Raw genomic sequence first — 20,587 nt, forward strand, 5'->3', positions numbered from 1 at the left:
AATCCAAACTAGATTATAATGGACTGAAGGGGATTTGAACCCCTGACCCCTCGCGTGCAAGGCGAGTATTCTACCAGTCTGAACTATCAGCCCATCAAAACTGATTGAGATAATCACGATTTAAATTAACACCACAAATGTCTGTGGTGTATAATTTGGGTATAATCATAATTCACATCTACTAGCGTGTTTCGTGTATAATTGATGTCATTTCTTGTTTAATTGGTTAAAAAAGTTAAATATTGATTTTGTAAAGTTGCTTTTGTGTCTATTTTACAATCTATGACCGGGGGTTATCTCTGTACTCCATACCTACACGATCACAACTCGGTAAATCTCAAAAACTCTTGGCTAAACTTGCCAAATATGAAAAATATCTATTTTGCCACTGCCACATTTCCAAAAGAAATTCACTCTTATTATCCAAACCTCTCAAATCATTATCTTCTTGCAAAGTTTTATGATTACAACAAAACACTTGAACTAATGAAGCAACACATTCAGAGTGATACTTCTTTTATATTTAATATTGACGATAACTTGTTTGAACGGAATGTTGACGGTACAATGAATTTTGTTACTGTATATTATTTAGAATATAATGAGTCTAACGATGACTTGAACCAAATCGCTCAGACAATAATTAAACGTGATCATATTAGTAATGCAAGTCTAGGATTTATGAGTACATTTTGTTCTGAACCTTTGAAATTCAATTTTCCTTATGCCGATAATCTTTTGATGCTAGAAGTCTCCAGTACACGCGGTCATCAAAGTGTAAATAAATACTGTGATGAAATGCGTCGTTATATTAATAGAAAAGGCATGACCATTACTAATGTTGTATCTTTATCTATACTTGAGCAATGGAAATAATCATTAATCATGACACAAAAATTAACAATTCAAGAAGTTGATGATTATCTTACTGAACTGAATAGTTGGTCAATTATTGATGGAAAATTACACAAAGAATTTGAATTTGTAGATTTTACAGCCGCCTTTAAATTTATGAGTGATGCTGTTCCACACATAGATACTATGAATCATCATCCCGAATGGTCTAATGTTTATAATAAAGTAATAGTGAATCTTGTAACTCATGATGTGGGAGGAGTTACAATGAATGATATTAATCTTGCAAAAATTTTAGATTCGCTTGTTTCATCCTAAATTTATATACAAATCAAGCCAAATATTCTAGTTGTCTAATACTCCCTCAATATTGGATTCTGATTACAAGTATATAGATGGAAAAGGTAATCATCTTAAAAGTCGTACAGAACTATCTATTGCAAAATTATTGTCATTTACCAATCAGAGTTATGAATATGACGTAAAATTAGATGTGCTTGGGAAAACCGTTCTTGTAGATTTTAAAACGAAATCCGGTTACATCGAAGTGATTGATTCTGAACAAGATCTGATAAAATATCAGAAAATTCGGAAAAACCGATCTGATATTAATATAATGGCTATAGGATCTCCGAGTCGTACTGCTCATCTCAACGAGATGAATGAAATTGTTACACATCAGGAAGATGCTGATATTGGTTCTATTTTTCTTGAAGATCCGTCATTTGCATTTGATTATGCACATATTCTTCCTCTAGTGAACAAGTGTTCAATATTGCATGGTCATACATCATTAGTTATGATTGAACTTGCAGGTAAAATGAATAATGGTTTGCTGATGGATTTTGGTGAGGCAAAGAAAATAATAAAATCTACCATATCCATGTTGGATCATAAATTTTTCATCAGTAGAAAATATTTGCTCTCTGAGGATTCCGATCATTATAAAATTGGCTTTGATGGACCTAAAGGAAAATTTGATCTTCAAATTCCTAAAAATACAACCTATCTGCTTGAAGGCGAGGCGACGGTAGAGAATCTCTCCTCCGAATTACTTCAGCTATTAACACCTGCTTTACCAAAAAACGTAGAATCTGTGGGTGTGTATATCTATGAGGGTTACAACAAGGGTGCTCATATTGTATCTAAAATCACTCAAAGGTAGTGAATTGAACCCAACAATTGAATCAAAAACATGGGATCCAAAACTTGAAAAAGCAATTCTAGAGGAGTGGAACAATTCTGGGATTTATCAATTTGAATCTGACGGTGATAATTTTGTAATAGATACCCCGCCACCTTATCCATCAGGTCGTCCATGGCATGTTGGCACAGCAGCTCATTATGCACAAATAGATATGATTGCAAGAACTGCTAGAATGTCTGGTAAAAATGTCTACTTTCCGATAGGAATTGATTGTAATGGTTTACCTGTTGAACTTTACACTGAAAAAAAACATGATATCCGAATGCATGATACTGATCGTAAAGAGTTTATTGACTTGTGCAAAACAACGTTAGACGATCTAGAGTCTGAAATGCTTCAAATTTTGAAAAATTTAGGTATAAGTGGAGATTTTGAAAATTACTACCAAACAGACTCGGAAGAATATCGCAAGTTTACCCAATCTACATTTATTCAAATGTGGAATGATGATCGTATCTATCTGGCAAACAGACCCAATAATTATGATTGGGTATCTGGAACTACCATAGCTGATGCAGAAATTATTCATATTGAGATGCAGACAAAACTAGTCCACATGAGATTTTCACTTGTAGACTCGAAAGATGATATAATAATTGCAAGTACTAGACCTGAATTACTTTGTGCATGTCAGGCAGTTATTGTAAATCCAAAAGATCAACGCTATGCCCATCTTTTAGGTAAAAAAATCACTATTCCCCTCATTAATCGTAAAGTCAGTATCATACCTCATCCTTCTGCAAAAGAAGATTTTGGATCTGGTGCTGTGATGGTGTGTAGTTTTGGTGATCAAAATGATGTAGCATTGTTCAGAGAGTTGAGATTGCCTGTAATTATTGCAATAGGTCTTGATGGAAAAATGACCAAAGAGGCAGGAGTGTATGAAGGGCTACGACCAAAACAGGCTAGGGCAAAAATAATTCAAGATTTACAAGATGCAAATTTTCTTACAGAAATTCAAGATATTAATCATAGAACTCCAGTATCTGAGAGAAGTAAAAACCCAATTGAAATAATTCCTATGGAAGAGTATTATCTTAAACAACAAGACTCTATAGATGATCTGCGTAAATCTAGTGATACCATTTCATTTTATCCCCCCATGCATCGCATAATTTTACAAAACTGGTTTGATTCTATATCTATTGATTGGCCAATTTCACGTCGCCGATATTATGCAACAGAAATTCCTGTTTGGTATTGTAAAAAATGTTCACATCCTTTTGTACCAAAACCTGGAAAATATTATAGACCTTGGCTTGATAAATGTCCTGCAGAAAAATGCTCTGAGTGTGATGGTGTAGAGTTTGAGGGGGAGACCCGTACCCTTGATACCTGGATGGACTCCTCAGTATCCCCCTTATTCATATCTAAATTTGGGCGTGATGAGGAATTTTTTAAAAAAACATATCCTGCATCCATACGACCACAGGCTAAAGATATTGTACGGACCTGGCTTTACTATACCCTCTTGCGTTGTAATCATATTACTAATAACACACCGTGGTCATCGGCGTGGATAATGGGATATGGTCTTGATGAGCGTGGATTAAAAATGAGTAAGAGTAAAGGCAATGTTCTCGATCCGCTACCAGTAATTGAGCGTATTGGAGCTGATACTTTTAGATTTTGGAGTGCAAGTGAGGTGACTCATGGGTATGATTTTAGATGCTCTGAACAAAAAATGGATTCTTCAAAAAAGTTCCTCAGTAAACTTTGGAATGTTGCACGATTAATCTCTGCGTTTCCACAGGTAGATTCTACAAAATTGGAACCAAGTGACAAATGGATCATCTCTGAACTAAATTCTCTAATCTCTGAGTGTCAAAAAGGTTATTCTGAGTATAACTTTTTCATACCTGCAGTTGCCATACGTGAATTTACACGCAATATCTTTGCTGCGCACTATATTGAAATGGTAAAGGCTAGGGCATATGGTGATAATTTTGAATCATCTCAACGTGATTCTGCAATATCTACATTACATCTAGTATTGAAAACAATTTTGAAATTACTAGCTCCTCTAACTCCATTCATAACAGAGTATCTGTGGCAAAAGCTCTATTCTAAAACTAGTATTCATAAACAATTACATCCTACTGTTTTCGATTCAGATGATATGAAACGATACACCAAACATCTAGTCGAATTCAACTCGAAAGTTTGGAATACAAAAAAATCACAAAACGTCTCTTTGAAAGAGTCTATTCAGTGTGTAATTCCTGATACATTACACATATTTGCAACTGATCTTATTCAGATGCATAATCTCCAAATCTAAGATTCTTGTATCATTTTTATAAAATACTCGTGCATTGCTACACTGTGACTTAGTTCTGGATGAAATGCTGTAGCAATGATGTGATTCTGTTTCACAGCAATTATTTTATCGTTCCATTTTGATATGATGCTAGTTTTAGATCCTAATTTTGATACAACGGGAGCACGAATAAAAACAGCATTAAATTTCTCAATTTGAATATCATTCATCTCAATCTCTGTTTCAAATGAATTTTGTTGTCTTCCAAATGCATTTCTCTCAATATCTACGTCTAGATTTCCAAATAATGTTTGTTTTGTATCACCTACAGTATGATTGTATACTTGTTTGCCAAGTAATACCAATCCTGCACAAATTCCAAATGTAGGTGTCTTTGACTCAATTTTTGATTTAATCTCTTCCAACATACCATCTCTCTCTGATAATTTTCCTATAGTAGTACTTTCACCACCTGGAATAATTATACCATCTAAATTTGATACCCCTTCTTTGTCAAATACTGCATATGCATCTCCTTGTTGTTTCATATTATCTAGTGCCATCTTTGTTGCAATCACATTTTCATATACATCTCCCTGTATTCCGATAACACCGATATTCAGACTAGTCATGTAAATCCCCTCGTTCTTGCATTTTGAATTGTAAACTGTCTGCAGATTCGCCCAGTATGGATTTTTTCTCATTGACCATAACTTGTGCCTCTAGTACCTTGTCCGGATACATCCAAAATGTAGTTGCCAATACTATGGCATTAGCTCGCTCCTGTGCGTCTTCTGCTTTGAATATACCAGATCCTACAAATATTCCATCACAACCTAGTGACATTAGATGTGCTGCATCTGCAGGGGTCGCAATACCACCTGCTGCAAAATTTACTACAGGTAATCGTCCAAGTTGAGCAGTTTCAGATACTAGCTCGTATGATACTTTTAACTCCCTTGCTAATTTAATTAATCCCTGATTGTCCCCCGAATCATATATTGATTTTATCTGTCTTAATTGAGAGTTTACCAAATTTATGTGAAGTATTGCTTCTGCCACATCTCCTGTCCCCGGCTCTCCTTTTGTTCTGATCATTGCAGCTCCTTCTTCTATTCTGCGCAGTGCCTCTCCAAGTGATCTGGCTCCATTTACAAATGGTGTGGTAAAATCCCATTTCCAAATATGATGGGCCTGATCTGCCGGTGTTAATACTTCAGACTCATCAATCATGTCTACTCCTGTTGCATCTAGTACTTTGGCCTCATAGGTGTGACCTATTCTACACTTTGCCATAACTGGAATAGTTACCGAATCCATAATTTCACGTATAACATCTATACTTGCTGTTCGTGCAACACCGCCTATTTTTCTAACATCTGATGGGAGTTTATCTAACACCATTACTGCAACAACTCCGGCTCTCTCTGCAATCTTTGCCTGCTCTACTGTGGTCACATCCATAACCACTCCATTCTTGAGCATATGTGCAAAACCTCTCTTCAATGTAGATGTACCACGTGTTATTTGATGTGTGTTTTCTCTCTCTCTTATTACTCCGTGAACATTCTCAATTTCTCCAGATAATGAGATCATGAATCCTCTGTGCTGTATTGTTATTTATTCTAATATGATATTTAGAGTATAATGATGTGATGTATATTGCAATGAATGGAATTCGATAGGATTTATTATAATATTATATCTCATCAATTATACCCTGCAATTCTGCCTCTACCATGGTAATTATAGGTGGAATAAATTCATCTGTTGCCTCTTGATCTGGCCAACTTATTCGTATGTCTTTTTGATTCAGCGTCACCTTTAGTGTTGTTTTCATATACTTCTCAACATCTTCTTTGATGTTAAAATTATCTTCAGGTATGTGAATAAACCCTGTCTCTTTAATTAATCCGGCCAAGAACAGCATTTTGTCTGAATCAATTTTAATACTCTTCTCTTCTTGTAAATCTGCACTTACTACTGAATATGTTACACTTCCATCGTTTTGTATCTTTAGTAATTCTGTCTTCTCTATAGTTACACGATTAATCACGTCAAATGGTGATGCATCAATGTGAAATCTAGTCAATTCAAATTCTATAGTATCGTATGAATTTACTGCAGAAAATGGAATTTCTGTCTTTGTGATTAGTGGAAATAATATAATCAAAGATATAATTCCCGGTATCGCATAAAAGAGTAATCTTGCAGGTTTCATTATATTCATTATATCATATAGTCCTTAATTGATTTAGCGTTGTTGTCAAATTATAATAAAATAGGTTAAAATTCTGCTCATAGAGTTAAGATGTTGTGGGGTCGTAGCCTAGCCTGGCAGGGCGACAGTGAGACAAGTTCACCGCTAAGGGCTCCAAAGGTCAAAATACCAAACTTCTGATACCAAATGATGTAAGTTTGGAGTTGCAGTGACCCGTAGATCGCCGGTTCAATTCCGGTCGGCCCCACGTAATTTTAATTATTTTCTTTGAGAATATTCAAAGCAGAACCTGCCTTGAACCAATCTATATGAGATTCATTATATGAGTGATTTAGTTTAATTTCATCAGTGGTATCATCTGCATGATTTATGATACACGTTATGCTCTTCTTTGGCATAAACTCTGTTAATTTTATGATACTAATTGTATCGTCTTCTAAAATTTTATCATAATCTTTGGGATCCTCAAATGTTAATGCAAGTATGCCTTGTTTTTTTAGATTTGTTTCATGAATTCTTGCAAAACTCTTTGCCACAACTACTTTACATCCAAGATATCTTGGTGTCATAGCTGCATGTTCTCTACTACTTCCTTCACCATAGTTTTTGTCTCCTATTATTATCCAACCCTGACCTTCTTTTTTATAGATTCTAGATATTTCTGTTATTGGTTGTATCTTTCCACTTAGTGCATTTTTACCACATCCAGTATCGCGATTGAAAGCATTTACTACTCCCAACAATACATTATCGCTTAGTTTATCCAAATGACCTCTAAATGATAGCCACGCGCCTGCCGGTGATATATAATCTGTAGTACATTTTCCCTGTACTTTTACCATTAATTTTAAATCTTGAAAATCTTTTCCATCCCATTTTTCAAATGGTTCTAAAACTTGTAATCTACTGCTATTTTTATTAATAATTATCTCTACAGATTCGTAATTATCCGACGGTTTCACATACGTCTCTTTACCATACACAAATCCCTTCTCTGGCACCTCAGGGGCCTCTTTTGGTTCATCAAGACGTATCTGCTTTCCATCTGGTGTGGTAATTGTATCTTTGAGTGGATTGAATGACATGCTACCTGATAATGCAAAAGCAACTATGATTTCTGGACTTGCAATGAAATTCATGGTATCACTACTCCCATCATTTCTACCTGGGAAATTCCGATTAAATGATGTTAGAATTGTATTTGGTTTATTTTCCATATTGGGTCTGCTCCACTGTCCTATACATGGACCACAAGCATTTGCAAGTACTGTTGCACCAATATCCTCCAATAAATCAATGTGACCGTCACGCTGTATCGTAGCTCGAATTTGTTCTGAACCTGGTGTGACTAGAAGCGGCGTCTTTATCTTTAGATTATTGTCTTTTGCCTGTTGTACTATAGACACAACCCTTGACATATCTTCGTATGAGGAATTTGTACAACTACCAATTAACGTACTTGATATTTTATCAATATACCCATTTTTAATTACGTCAGAGGCCATCTGTGATATGGGTCTTGCCAGATCCGGTGTATGAGGACCTACTATGTGTGGTTCTAGTTTTGATAAGTCTATCTCTAACACTTTATCAAAGTATTTGTGAGGATCTCCTAGTACCTCTACATCTGCAGACAAAATATCTTTATTTTTATTCGCTATATCTGCAATCTGACCTCTATTTGTACTGCGTAAATAAATCTCCATTCTAGAATCATACGGAAATATCGAACATGTGGCGCCAATCTCTGCACCCATATTTGTAATGGTCGCCTTACCAGTACAGCTGATTGACTCTGCTCCCTCACCAAAATACTCGATTATTGCATTTGTTCCTCCAGATACTGTCAGCTCACCGGCTACTTTCAATATTATATCTTTAGGGGCTGTCCATCCATTCAATTTTCCCTTTAGATGAACTCCTATTTTTCTAGGATACAACAACTCCCATGATAGCCCTGCCATCACCTCTGCTGCATCAACTCCTCCTACTCCTATTGCCAACATACCTAAACCTCCAGCATTTGGCGTATGTGAATCAGTTCCAATCATTAATCCACCTGGAAAAGCATAATTTTCCAACACAACTTGGTGTATGATACCTGCACCAGGTTTCCAAAAACCCACTCCATACTTTGCACACGCAGATTCTAAAAATTTAAACACTTCATTATTTTCATTTAATGATAATTTGGTATCCTCATCACTTCCAATTTGAGCTCTTATCAAATGGTCGCAGTGTGTAGTTGTAGGAACTGCAACTTGTTTCATACCTGTTTGCATAAATTGGAGCATTACCATCTGTCCAGTAACATCTTGCAGAGCTACTCTATCTGGTTTTAAAAAGATGTAATCTACACCTCCACTATACTCACTATTTGTCATATTCTGTATATGGCCTGCTAGTATCTTTTCAGTCAGAGTTAGTGGTCTGTTTACATTTTTTTTATACTCTGATGCTTGTATACGAATTTTTCTGTATGTGTCTAGCACTAAATCTGATGTAGTTTGTATCTGCATAATTACTAATTTATTCACTAAAATTTATTTTCTGCTATACCATTTCTTCATAAAATTACCTACATATAATTAGGCTCTACACATTGTCCAATATTATATGGTAAAAGCTGGTTTTCCCAAGTTTGGTATGTCACAAGGAAGTTCTTACATCACTATACTAAATAATTACAATTTGCCTGATTTTATCCTCAAATTAGTTGCCCAAGAGTGCAACTCTGATCTTCTTGAAAAGGGAAGAATTGAGAGTAGATTACAAAGTATGAATGATGACGCACTAAAGATATTACATAAAATTTTTGTAGAATGTGAAAATGATGATGACGGCAAATATGCCACATATCGTTTCTTTGCATACATATCTAGCATGTATCATAAATGTGAAATTCTACTTAATGAAACAATTCCAGGTCAATCTGAAAAAAATCATAGAATTCCCATTGCTGTAAAAAATAATAGTATGTATATTGCAATTGCCTTCAATAAATCAAAAGGAAAACCAATTAGCAAAAAAGAAATTGTGAAATTTTATGACATCACTAATGATGTGAAATTAGGTGATCATGGTACACAATTACTAGATGCTGTCTTTGGCTCCTCAGTGGGATTTACTAAAGAATCCATGGAGACTCTTCAAGATCTCAGTAAATCTAGAATTAATGATACAGAAAATAAACTAGAATTCAAAACTGCGTTTTTTGATAAAAATATCTATTCTACCATAAAGTGTTAATCTCTTTTGTATCTAGTGTTAGGAACATGGGGTTCTCTTGTGTGATGTTAAATTTTTCATCATATCCTATATACTCTAATCCTCCGAATAGATGACGTGTCCAGACATCATGAACGTCCTCTACATACTTGCCATGTTTCTTTTGTCGTAAAAGTTCATGTGCAAGTTCGTGAGATACGATACTAGAGTTATTAATCATATGTTTCTCATCAAATTCTTTCTTTCTTGACCATACCACCATACCAAAATTCTCGGCGTGATATCCCTCACATGTACAATCTGTCCAAATTGGTCGGAAATGTGTCAGATAGAAATGAAATATGCCCTCTCCCCTACTTCTATGATCCTCAATTATAGTATGTGTGTCTAGTCTGCGCAAAAAACTTCTAGAATCTGTGATCATCATATCTGCCTTTACATCCATGTCAATCTCAAATTCTTTTTTTATCCAAAATTTGAAAAATTTTGCCATCTTTTCAATATATACAAATTCATCTTTACGTAATTCCAATTCTTCTTTTTTTACCATGAAAATAAAATGTAACAACATAACTATTCAATGACTCACTTTGATAATTTTAATATTTTATTCCAAATATTTTCTGATACGGGCATTACTGAAAGACGTGATATTCGCAACAACTCCCATTTTGTAAATTCACCCCCAATATTTTTTATCTCATGTAAGGTAACTGGGTTTTTGAATTTTTGTTTATATTTTACATCAACAACAATAAATCTTGGATTTATCTCATCTGGATTAGAATATGGTTTACTTGTTATAGACATAATTCCCACAATTTGTCTCTCTTTACCCGTATGGTAATATAGTATTGAATCTCCTTTTTTCATTTGTTTCATATGTTTTAGTGCAAGATTATTGTGTACGTTATCCCAAACAGTTGTATTATCTTTTTTTAATTCATCTATACTGTATCCTCTAGGACCGTCAGGTTCCTGCTTTGCGAGCCAATATCGTACCATGTGTATGATATCATTGCATCTAATTTTATTCATTCTGAAATAATGTTCCCCGGACCTGACTCGCACAGAATCATTGGTATTAGCCACAACCTCCCTGAGATCTTTGACCGGGGTCACCTCGATTGTAACACGTCTGGGTGAATCAGTAATCATAGAAATCAAGACGATCAACTCATACAGATCCGTCTGCGTGTATTGCTCTTGAGGTAATTATGATGTAATATCAATTGATATATTAATAATTTGTTAATTTTTTGATAATTTTTTGTAAAATGGATCTAATTGTATCTCAAATCCTACCACTGGTACTCTGATTTTATACTCTTGTTGAATCTGTATACTAATCTGACCTATAATTCCTATCTCTTTTTCATTAATGATGATCTTTGCTGTCTTACCATTCTCAAAGAATTTATGCATGGTTTTCGGTGTTGAACATGATTCTCCTAATCCGTCGCAAAGTAATCCATTTAGGACTGATTTCATCTGCGAATAATCTGCATTTTTGTATGCCAAAACACAAGCTAGTCTATCCTGTTCTATATTTTTAGCTAGAAATACTCTACCAATCTCAAATATTTTTTGTGGGTATGTCTCATGAATATTTTTTGATAAATTCTTAATTAAACCTGCTAGTATTGTATTGCGCAGAATGATATGTTCAGTATTTTTTGAATTTAACAATTTTACTGATTCAGATGTATCATTTTTTAATGGACTTGTAAGACTAGAGTTGAGTACCTCAGTATATCCCAACCCTATCATGATTCTCTCAAGTGTATCGCACATCTCTAACTGTGAATTTTTTTGACCTATGACACTTGATGGAACTAGTTTAGATTCGAGTTTTTCAATACCATACCCCAACATAACCTCCTCGACTATGTCCATCTCATTAATAATATCAAAACGATATCTTGGTATGATACATATGATTTCATTATCTTGGGACTTTGCATCCAATCTGCATTTCTTCAATGCATCAATTATTACTGAATTCTGTAACTCTGTCCCCAAAGCATGATTTATCATACTATTCTGTACATGAATCTTGCTCGTTTCTGCTAGCATGTTATCATTTGTCTGTCCAGTAATGTCTACTGCGTGTAATTCAAAACCCATGTTTTGTAGTGTAATTGCAATTACACTTGCAATATCAATCCCAGTTTTTTCCTCAACCCCTGTAACCTCTACAAATAGATTTTTTGTAGATATAGTTACAGTAGTTTCTGCTGCATTTATCACTGGAGGTAATGATACTGTTTTATCATCCGAGTCAATAATTAATGGAACCATATCTTTTTCTAACAAATGTGAATAATCTTTTCCTGTCTTGGTCTCTGCTAATATTTGGCTTATTGTACATGCAGAATCTGCATTTAATGGAATGAATTTATGCTCTCTTGATACTGCAACATAACTTAGTGGAAATTTAATTTTATCTAGATCATGTATTCCTATAGATGATTTTGATCTTTTACGTCCAATTCCTTCATGTAGATCCTCTTGCATATTTACTAGCTGTTTAATGTCCTGATCATTTAATTTTCCTCCAGTTGCAATAATTCCTGTGATGTGTGGTCTTAATGGAACAACCTCTTTTGCAACTTTTATGATATACTCTTTACCAGATTCTATAACAAGTGGAATCATTCCCTTCTTGAATCCTAGCAGTCCCTCCAATCCTGCAACAATTCCAAATTCTGTAGCATAATCTGGACGATTTGGGCTATACTCTATACGAACCTCTGTGTCAGTCTCTGACTCTATATCTAGACCTAGAAATGGTAATGTGTTTAGAATCAATTTTTTATCTGCATCACCATTCAATAACTGAATAATTCTATCTATGCGTAAATCTACAACGGGCATTTTGTTGCTCCCCTGATCCAGTCAGAATCATTGTTGTAGAATTCGCGTACATCATTTATGCCGTGTTTTAACATAGCGATTCTCTCTATACCTCCACCCCATGCTAAAACTGTACTATTAATCCCCAATGGTTTTGTTACCTCTGGTCGTATTATTCCCATTCCGAATAACTCTATCCATTTACCAAGTTTGTCATTATACACCATACTTTGTAGTGATGGTTCTGTATATGGAAAGAAAGTAGGCCAAAATTTAATTTTTGTAATTCCAATTCTACGATAAAATTCCCGTTGTATTCCCATCAATTCACGTAACGAGCAGTCATTTCCTACTATAACACCTTCAACCTGATTAAATTCTGCCAAATGCTTATCACTGGCTTTTTCATTTCTAAATACACGTCCATGTGAAAATACCCGTCCATTAGTAATACCTGTTTCAGCTGAATGTCTTATTGTGATACATGTTGTATGCGTACGTAATACCATCCTTTGTGCCTGCTGCATCTTCCATGAATAATTCCATTTTTCTTCATGCTCTTTTGACACTCTTTTAATTATATTATCATCTGCATTCAATTTCGGAACGGAATCTACATAGAATGTATCTTGCATCTCTCTTGCAGGATGATCCTGCGGAGTGAACAACGCGTCAAAATTCCAGAAACTTGATTGTTTTAAATCTCCAATCACTTCAGAGAATCCTAATAATGTGAAAATTTCTCTTATCTCATTAATCGTATCTTTGAGTATGTGTGTCTTTGCAGCATAAATTGTAGTCTTACCTGCCTCAACATCAATACTGTTCTCATCAATATTCTTTACGTTGATTTGTAATCCTTGTTCAGTTATATCAATTGCAATTACATCACGAGTCTTTTCAATTATGTAGCCTGGTCGTTTTTTTAGAGAATTATACGTCTCTTTATCTTGTATTTCTTCTGGTGTGATGGAATCATTCCCAATCTGTTTTAGTATATCTTCTTCTGGGATTGCGAATTTTTCTTCTACTAGTGAGACGGTTCCCTCGCTCATGTCTATCCAACCATTACGTTTGGCCTGACCAATACTTGGATTGCAATCCTGATTCAACTCTTTTTGTAATTTTGGTATGGTTGTGACTCCTTTGGATAAAATATCATATAATTTTCTCTCAGGTAATCCATGTGTTATCGCGTCTATTCCATTTTTATCTAGTTGAATAATTATTGATGAAATTTTTTCTATCTTTACAAGATCTTTCATCTTTAACCATTCTATGCCTCTTCTAATTTGATCTTCAGAAAGTTTTGTTTTCACCTGTAGTGTATTCATGCTACAAATATTCGATGTTGAATCATTACCTAGCGTATCATCACTCTGCGAGGACTCTGCCCTAGTTTTCCTTAGTTCTTGAAGTGCGTCTAGTATCTTTTTCTCTATCCAATGTAATGTAAGTTCCAATATTCATAATCTAACACACTTTTTTTTAAATGGTTCTCTTGATGGTATTGTCAAGTTATAGGGACTTTGTTTATAACTTATAAAATATACATTTTTAGATACAGTATATTGTTTCAATTATTTATTTTATAATCATATTAGCAAGTATTAACCAGAGAGAATTGTATTTGGGATTAACAAGAAAGGAAAGGTTGGAGTTCGTGGGAATCAATAGTGACTAAATAATTTTAAATCAAACATATCGTGACTATCATGTCATATTGATGGTGGCGGTGTTGAAATTTGTTGAATCAAAGACTCCCATTTATCTGATAATTCTAACCATACTGACATAGGAACATCACCAATGGTGGATGTCATTTGTCTAATTTTATCAGTTGAACTCCATGTCAGCTGTTTCATTGGATTTTTTTAACGAAATTGTGTCAAATATACAAATATTTTTTTCACGTAATTGACAAATTTGTTTAAATAGTTTGTTGGATTTACTAGATATCTTAAAAATGATGTTTTCAGAATGATTTTTATCTTTAAGACTATGTAAAAAGACCAGACGTTGTGAAGTATTATCCTCAAGTGTTTGAATTATTGTATTTCTATTTTTAGCAGTATTACAAGATATCGATATTAACTTATTTCTGTTCATGATTTAGCTAGATTAAAAGTTCAAATGTACTTGCCATAATTTTTTATGGTATTTGTTAATTAAAATATTCAGCTTCCTCTTTTGCTGCTTTTTTTGACGCAAATTTTTTTACACCAGTATGATCACCTAACCAAGCAATTGGTTTTGTTTTAATTTTAAATCCCTCATCACTCATATATTTTCGAATTTCCTTACATGCTTTATCTCCTTTACAATCAATTACAAAAGTTACTTCACACATTTTTATCATTGACTAGTCACATCATAACCATATTAAACTTTCTAAAGTCAGATTAGTACTAAAATCTTTTAAAGCCATAAATGAGTGGCACTCAGAACTGCATGTATAATTATCTATACCCTGTGATTCCAAGTTATAATTCTGTAAAAAATTGTGAATATATACTTAGTGTACGAGAATCCTTTTTTGAGTAAAACCATATGAATCTTTCTATCTCTGATTGTCCTCACATATTGCTCAAAAGTCTTGAATATAATATCAAAATTAAAAGGACCGATTTAGAATATGGTGCATTCACAAGTTACTATAACTTGACAATACCCACTGAAATAATATGTGAATTCTTGTGCATCATTTCATTAAATACGAATTTATTCAAATTTCTAAATTGTATATGATATATCTGATACTACACTTTTGCTTATATTGAACTTGGAAATATGACAAACATGTCTAAATCAAGAAAACTATTTGAGAAAGCCAAACAAGTTATTCCTTCAGGTGTAAATAGTCCAGTTAGATATTTTGAACCATATCCATTCTTCGTCAAACGTGCACACCGAGGAAACCTTTGGGATGTAGACGGCAACAAATATGTTGATTTTTGTAATAGCTACGGAGCTTTACTCTTAGGCCATGGTAGAACTGAAATTATGTCTGCTGTGGGCAGACAATTGAAAAATGGTACAATGTTTGGTGCCCCTACAGATATGGAAACAAACCTTGCAACTCTAATTAAACAACGATTTCCATCAATGGAAAAGATACGACTTGTAAACACCGGTGGTGAGGCTACCATGACTGCCATTCGTCTTGCAAGAGGATATACCCAAAAATCTAAAATTATAAAATTTGAAGGATGCTATCATGGTGCCCATGATTCTGTTTTGGTAAAATCTGGTTCTGGTCATGCAAATATTGGAATTCCAGTATCACTTGGAGTTCCTAATGACACTGCGAAAAACACCCTAGTTGTACCATACAATGATGTTGAGCAATTGGAGAAAATTATCAAAAAAAATGATGATATTGCATGTGTGATAATTGAACCGATTCTTGCAAATATGGGTTTGATTCTTCCTGAGAAAAACTTTCTAAATATGGTACGTAAAATAACTCGAGATAATGGTATCATACTAATCTTTGATGAAATTATAACTGGATTTAGAGTGTCTTTTGGTGGAGCACAGCAATTATTCAACATAAAACCTGATCTTACAACACTTGGTAAGGCGTTAGGTAACGGATTTGCAATATCTGCTGTTGGTGGAAAGCGTGCAATCATGGATATGTTGGCCCCATCTGGTAAAGTGTATGAGGCAAGTACATTCGCTGGAAACCCTGTATCTGTATCTGCGGCAATTGCATCTATTGGTATAATGAATAAGATGGGCAATAGACTGTACACTGAACTAAACAAGAAATGCTCTATTTTGTCTCATACTCTGGACGATCTGGCAAGTGATTTGAAGATACCACATCAAATAAATTCTATACAATCCTTATTTCAGATTTTTTTCACAAATCATCCAGTGCGAGACTATTCTAGCGTTATACTATCAGATCATAAACGATTCAATGACTTTTTTTCATCACTTTTAAAAAATGGACTTTTTATTGCCCCTTCACAATTTGAGGTATCATTCTTGTCATCTGCACACACACAGTCAGACATGAATATTGCAACGACTGCGCATGAGGCTGCTCTGAGAAATTTGTCATGACTAGTTTTCTTGTAGGAACACGCGGCAGCCAATTGTCTTTAGCACAAACAAATTCTACACTTGGACAACTGAAATCTGTAAACTCTAATGTTGAATTTGAGATTAAAACAATCAAGACTAGTGGGGATTCAGACGCAAAACCATTATTTGCTATGAATCAGAGGGGAATATTTGAAAAAGAGATTGACAATCAAGTGTTGAACGGTACGATAGACTTTGCAATACATAGTATGAAAGATGTTCCATCACAAATAGACTCTGAATTATTCATTGCATGTGTGCCTATTAGAGAGGCGGCAAATGATGTATTGATCTCTACAAATGGTGTCACCCTTGATGATATTCCGTCCAACTCTATTATTGGTACTAGTAGTCTACGTAGAGCAGTACAAATTTTACGCAAACGCCCCGACGTGCAAGTCAAGCCTATACGTGGAAATATAGAGACACGCATCGGCAAAGTATCTGGGGATTATTCTGCTGTGGTTTTGGCTCAGGCAGGAATTACTAGATTAAATCTTGATGTGACATACACTCCCCTTGATATTACTACTTTTGTTCCATCATCTGGTCAAGGCGCTCTTGCATTAATTTGCAGAAAAGACAATGATGAAATATCTGACATTTTACATACAATCGAGGATCATAACACTAGGTGTGCCATTGATGCTGAGCGCTCATTCTCTGAATCTGTAGACTCTGGTTGCAGATTTCCTGTAGGCGTGTATGCTCAAGTGAATGGCTCTACATTGAATATTCATACTGCTGTTTTTTCTGCTGATGGCAAAGATCTAATACAGGACAACATGTCCGGTGATCCTAGTATGTCTTATGAAATTGGTAAGAAATTAGGTGATAGAGTTGTTGAAATGGGAGCAGATAAATTTGCAATAGGTTGGAGAAGGAGGTTGAAAAATGGAACAACAATAGGTAAGGTGTATCTTGTAGGTGCAGGTCCTGGAGATTCTAAACTATTAACACTCTATGCTGCAGAATTAATCAAGACCGTAGATGTAGTTTTGTATGATAGATTGGTCAATCCTGATATTATTGACATGATCCCTGACACCACTGAAAAATTCTATGTGGGAAGATTTGTCGGTGATGACACCACACATCAAGATGATACTAATCATACCATGCTAAAACATGCCAATTCTGGTAAATCTGTTCTACGTCTAAAGGGTGGTGATCCTATAATATTTGGTCGCGGTGGTGAGGAGGCAGAATATCTCAAGGATAATGGTATCCCATTTGAAATCATTCCTGGTATTACATCTGGTATTGGCGCAGCTACATATTCTGGTATTCCACTAACTCATAGAAAATATGCCTCCTCTGTAGTATTTGTCACTGGACATGAAGATCCAAACAAGGGTGCAGAAGCAGTAAAGTGGAAGAATCTTGCAAACTCTGTAGATACCATTGTAATTATGATGGGATTGTCTAGAATTGCTAATATTTGTAGCAACTTGGCTCAAGGCGGTCTGCCTATGGATACTCCGGTGGCTGTCATACAAGACGGTACCACCAATAATCATAAAATGATAACAGGCACCATTAATGACATCGCTACTAAATGTGTGGAATCTAAATTCAAAGCACCATGTATAATTATTGTTGGCAAAGTAGTAAATCTCTCCTCAGTAATAGGCTGGCGTCATGACTCTTAATGATAAAATCATAGTAATAACTAGATCTAGTCAAGACGCATCCGCGTTTATCTCTACCATGAAACAAAATAATGCAAAACCCATCGCTCTTCCTACCATTAAACTTGTAAGCAAGGGTGATGAAATTGTTGCTGAATTTATTGAAAAAATAAAATTAGTAAATCCGGATTATTCTATATTCATGAGTTCTAATGCGGTCAAGATATTATTTGATACTGCAAAATCTGTGAATTTATACGATAAATTAGTCTTGGCAGTAGCTAATACTAGTGTCGTTGCCGTAGGTCCGAAGACCAAAGAAATTCTTGAGGATCACGGAATCCGTGTCAAACTAGTACCCAATACTTATTCTTCTGTGGGTATAGGGGAGATACTAACTAGTGTTGGAGCAGTTGGAAAACATGCAATCATACCAAGAAGCGGTGCGTCAAAACCTTTCTTAAAACAACTTTTGGAAAAAATTGGTATTCATGTAACAGAGATGCACATGTATAATCCACAACCAGTAAATGATACTGTTGAGTGGGAAGAGTTCAGACCTCTGTTTGCGTCCGATAACATTAATGGAATTATATACACTAGTGCCTCTTCGGTAAGGGCATTCTTTGATGTAATGTCAAAAGAGTATGCGTCAGATACTCTTGTTGAAAAATTTACAATGATCAAAGTGGTGGCCATTGGACCATTCACTAAAACCGAACTTGAAAAGAAGTGTATTCCATGTACCGTGGCACAAGTTCATACTATTTCTGGTGCTATGAATACCTTGACTAGCATGTTTTAGCTATACCTATTTTTCAATTTCTTTATATTTGTAGGAATTTATCTATTAAGTATAATGAGTACAAAAGACCTAAACATGGATTATTCCAAATATGATTTTAAAGACTCTACAGAAATGTATGTACATCTTAGCAAGAAGGGTCTTAGTAAAGATACGGTCATTGAGATTAGTAAGATGAAAGAAGAGCCTGAATGGATGCTAGACTTTAGATTGCGTTCTTATGATTCCTTTATGAAACGACCTATGCCAGAATGGGGTGGAGATTTGAATCAAATTGATTTTCAAAATATTTACTACTATGCAAAAGCATCTGAAAAAACTGAAAAAGATTGGAATGATGTCCCTAATGATGTGAAAAAAACTTTTGAGAAACTAGGTATTCCAGAAGCTGAAAAGAAATTCCTTGCCGGTGTGGGAGCACAGTATGAATCTGAAGTAGTTTATCATAGTCTTCGTGAAGATTTAGCAAAACAAGGTGTGATCTTTTTAGATACTGATACTGCACTCAAAGAACATCCTGAATTATTTAGAAAATATTTTGCTAAAATTATACCTCCTGAAGATAACAAATTTGCAGCATTGAATAGCGCAGTGTGGAGTGGTGGTTCATTCATCTATGTCCCACCAGGAGTCAAAATAGACATGCCACTTCAAGCATACTTTAGAATTAATGCTGAAAACATTGGCCAATTTGAGAGAACATTAATTATAATTGATGAGGGCGCAGAATGTCACTATATTGAAGGCTGTACAGCACCTGTATATTCATCCGAGTCTTTGCATTCTGCTGTAGTGGAACTAGTAGCACACAAAGATGCCAAACTTCGTTATACCACTATACAAAATTGGAGTAATGATGTGTATAATTTGGTCACTAAACGTGCTTATGCCTATGAAGGCGCTACTGTAGAGTGGATTGATGGTAATATTGGCAGCAAACTTACTATGAAATACCCTGGCATCTATCTTATGGGTCAAAGAGCATATGGTGAGACTCTGTCTGTTGCATTTGCAGGCAAAAATCAACATCAAGATACTGGAGCTAAAATGGTACACTTGGCACCAAATACAACATCCAAAGTGACCTCTAAATCTGTAAGCAAACTGAATGGTCGCTCTACATATCGTGGGCTATTACGGGTTGCAAAAGGGGCAACTGGTGTAAAATCTACGATACGTTGTGATGCTCTATTACTAGATGATACCTCAAAGACTGACACTTACCCATACATGGAGATTAATCAACAAGATGCTACCATTACTCACGAGGCAACTGTGGGGAAAATTGGGGATGAGCAAATCTTTTACTTGATGACCAGAGGATTTTCTGAGGAAGATGCCCTAACATTAATTGTGAATGGGTTCATGGAACCGTTTACCAAAGAACTTCCAATGGAATACGCCGTAGAGTCGAATTGACTGATAAAGA

Annotated in this window: 19 protein-coding genes and 2 tRNA genes; 10 read left to right on the forward strand and 11 right to left on the reverse strand. The window is 35.0% G+C overall.

Going from position 1 to position 20,587, the window contains the following annotated elements; all coding sequences use genetic code 11:
• Nucleotides 1–19 precede the first annotated feature (19 nt).
• Nucleotides 20–93, reverse strand: a tRNA-Ala gene (locus tag R1F52_04930).
• Between the two features lie 273 nt (nucleotides 94–366).
• On the opposite strand from R1F52_04930, the gene R1F52_04935 reads away from it, so the two are divergent.
• From R1F52_04935 to R1F52_04950, 4 genes are read left to right on the forward strand one after another with little or no spacing between them, the layout of a single operon-like run.
• Nucleotides 367–876: a hypothetical protein gene (locus R1F52_04935; GenBank protein WOV92465.1), complete on the forward strand. Its 510-nt coding sequence runs from the start codon at nucleotides 367–369 to the stop codon at nucleotides 874–876.
• Nucleotides 877–885: 9 nt separating this feature from the next.
• Nucleotides 886–1,173 (forward strand): 4a-hydroxytetrahydrobiopterin dehydratase, encoded by a 288-nt coding sequence (locus tag R1F52_04940; GenBank protein ID WOV92466.1) that lies wholly within the window; start codon nucleotides 886–888, stop codon nucleotides 1,171–1,173.
• Nucleotides 1,174–1,204: 31 nt separating this feature from the next.
• Entirely contained in the window at nucleotides 1,205–2,020 is an 816-nt protein-coding gene (locus tag R1F52_04945) for a 6-carboxytetrahydropterin synthase (GenBank protein WOV92467.1), read from the forward strand.
• Nucleotides 1,968–4,343: a valine--tRNA ligase gene (locus R1F52_04950; protein WOV92468.1), complete on the forward strand. Its 2,376-nt coding sequence runs from the start codon at nucleotides 1,968–1,970 to the stop codon at nucleotides 4,341–4,343. The genes R1F52_04945 and R1F52_04950 overlap by 53 nt, the downstream gene beginning before the upstream one ends.
• On the opposite strand, the gene pdxT is transcribed toward R1F52_04950, so the two are convergent.
• The 3 genes from pdxT to R1F52_04965 form a co-directional block, all read right to left on the reverse strand.
• Nucleotides 4,340–4,954, reverse strand: coding sequence for a pyridoxal 5'-phosphate synthase glutaminase subunit PdxT (gene pdxT / locus R1F52_04955; GenBank protein ID WOV92469.1), 615 nt, complete (start codon nucleotides 4,952–4,954; stop codon nucleotides 4,340–4,342). The genes R1F52_04950 and pdxT overlap by 4 nt on opposite strands.
• Nucleotides 4,947–5,918, reverse strand: a complete 972-nt coding sequence (pdxS, locus tag R1F52_04960) for a pyridoxal 5'-phosphate synthase lyase subunit PdxS (GenBank protein ID WOV92470.1) — start codon at nucleotides 5,916–5,918, stop codon at nucleotides 4,947–4,949. Before pdxS ends, pdxT begins: the two co-directional genes overlap by 8 nt.
• 103 nt (nucleotides 5,919–6,021) lie before the next feature.
• The gene (locus R1F52_04965) at nucleotides 6,022–6,552 is read right to left on the reverse strand and encodes a hypothetical protein (protein WOV92471.1); all 531 of its coding nucleotides are present in this window, start codon (nucleotides 6,550–6,552) and stop codon (nucleotides 6,022–6,024) included.
• 88 nt (nucleotides 6,553–6,640) lie between these two features.
• Here R1F52_04965 and R1F52_04970 point away from each other — a divergent pair.
• Nucleotides 6,641–6,790: transfer RNA gene (locus R1F52_04970), tRNA-Trp, on the forward strand.
• Between the two features lie 7 nt (nucleotides 6,791–6,797).
• Here R1F52_04970 and R1F52_04975 read toward each other — a convergent pair.
• Nucleotides 6,798–9,062 (reverse strand): aconitate hydratase, encoded by a 2,265-nt coding sequence (locus R1F52_04975; GenBank protein ID WOV92472.1) that lies wholly within the window; start codon nucleotides 9,060–9,062, stop codon nucleotides 6,798–6,800.
• A 97-nt stretch (nucleotides 9,063–9,159) separates the two neighbouring features.
• Here R1F52_04975 and R1F52_04980 point away from each other — a divergent pair, with 97 nt between their 5' ends.
• The gene (locus R1F52_04980; protein WOV92473.1) at nucleotides 9,160–9,792 is read left to right on the forward strand and encodes a hypothetical protein; all 633 of its coding nucleotides are present in this window, start codon (nucleotides 9,160–9,162) and stop codon (nucleotides 9,790–9,792) included.
• Here R1F52_04980 and R1F52_04985 read toward each other — a convergent pair.
• From R1F52_04985 to R1F52_05010, 6 genes are all read right to left on the reverse strand, one after another.
• A complete protein-coding gene (locus R1F52_04985) occupies nucleotides 9,776–10,321 on the reverse strand; it encodes a hypothetical protein (GenBank protein WOV92474.1) in 546 nt (181 codons plus the stop codon). The genes R1F52_04980 and R1F52_04985 overlap by 17 nt on opposite strands.
• A 35-nt stretch (nucleotides 10,322–10,356) precedes the next feature.
• Complete coding sequence (locus R1F52_04990; protein WOV92475.1) at nucleotides 10,357–10,776, reverse strand: EVE domain-containing protein; 420 nt, start codon at nucleotides 10,774–10,776, stop codon at nucleotides 10,357–10,359.
• A 246-nt stretch (nucleotides 10,777–11,022) separates the two neighbouring features.
• The gene (gene pheT, locus R1F52_04995) at nucleotides 11,023–12,648 is read right to left on the reverse strand and encodes a phenylalanine--tRNA ligase subunit beta (protein WOV92476.1); all 1,626 of its coding nucleotides are present in this window, start codon (nucleotides 12,646–12,648) and stop codon (nucleotides 11,023–11,025) included.
• Nucleotides 12,636–14,090 (reverse strand): phenylalanine--tRNA ligase subunit alpha, encoded by a 1,455-nt coding sequence (locus R1F52_05000; protein WOV92477.1) that lies wholly within the window; start codon nucleotides 14,088–14,090, stop codon nucleotides 12,636–12,638. Before R1F52_05000 ends, pheT begins: the two co-directional genes overlap by 13 nt.
• Before the next feature lie 373 nt (nucleotides 14,091–14,463).
• The gene (locus tag R1F52_05005; GenBank protein ID WOV92478.1) at nucleotides 14,464–14,736 is read right to left on the reverse strand and encodes a hypothetical protein; all 273 of its coding nucleotides are present in this window, start codon (nucleotides 14,734–14,736) and stop codon (nucleotides 14,464–14,466) included.
• A 55-nt stretch (nucleotides 14,737–14,791) separates the two neighbouring features.
• Nucleotides 14,792–14,986 (reverse strand): hypothetical protein, encoded by a 195-nt coding sequence (locus R1F52_05010; GenBank protein ID WOV92479.1) that lies wholly within the window; start codon nucleotides 14,984–14,986, stop codon nucleotides 14,792–14,794.
• A 440-nt stretch (nucleotides 14,987–15,426) separates the two neighbouring features.
• Here R1F52_05010 and hemL point away from each other — a divergent pair, with 440 nt between their 5' ends.
• The 4 genes from hemL to sufB are packed head-to-tail and all read left to right on the forward strand — an operon-like array spanning nucleotide 15,427 to nucleotide 20,577.
• Entirely contained in the window at nucleotides 15,427–16,701 is a 1,275-nt protein-coding gene (gene hemL, locus R1F52_05015; GenBank protein ID WOV92480.1) for a glutamate-1-semialdehyde 2,1-aminomutase, read from the forward strand.
• Nucleotides 16,698–18,374 carry a hydroxymethylbilane synthase gene (gene hemC / locus R1F52_05020; protein WOV92481.1) on the forward strand — a complete coding sequence of 559 codons (1,677 nt, stop codon included), beginning with the start codon at nucleotides 16,698–16,700 and terminating at the stop codon, nucleotides 18,372–18,374. The genes hemL and hemC overlap by 4 nt, the downstream gene beginning before the upstream one ends.
• Nucleotides 18,364–19,158, forward strand: a complete 795-nt coding sequence (locus R1F52_05025) for a uroporphyrinogen-III synthase (GenBank protein WOV92482.1) — start codon at nucleotides 18,364–18,366, stop codon at nucleotides 19,156–19,158. The genes hemC and R1F52_05025 overlap by 11 nt, the downstream gene beginning before the upstream one ends.
• Nucleotides 19,159–19,212: 54 nt before the next feature.
• Nucleotides 19,213–20,577, forward strand: a complete 1,365-nt coding sequence (gene sufB, locus R1F52_05030) for a Fe-S cluster assembly protein SufB (GenBank protein WOV92483.1) — start codon at nucleotides 19,213–19,215, stop codon at nucleotides 20,575–20,577.
• Nucleotides 20,578–20,587: the final 10 nt, after the last annotated feature.

This window comes from Nitrosopumilaceae archaeon AB1(1) (genome assembly GCA_033471095.1).
Lineage (GTDB): Archaea > Thermoproteota > Nitrososphaeria > Nitrososphaerales > Nitrosopumilaceae > Nitrosoabyssus > Nitrosoabyssus spongiisocia.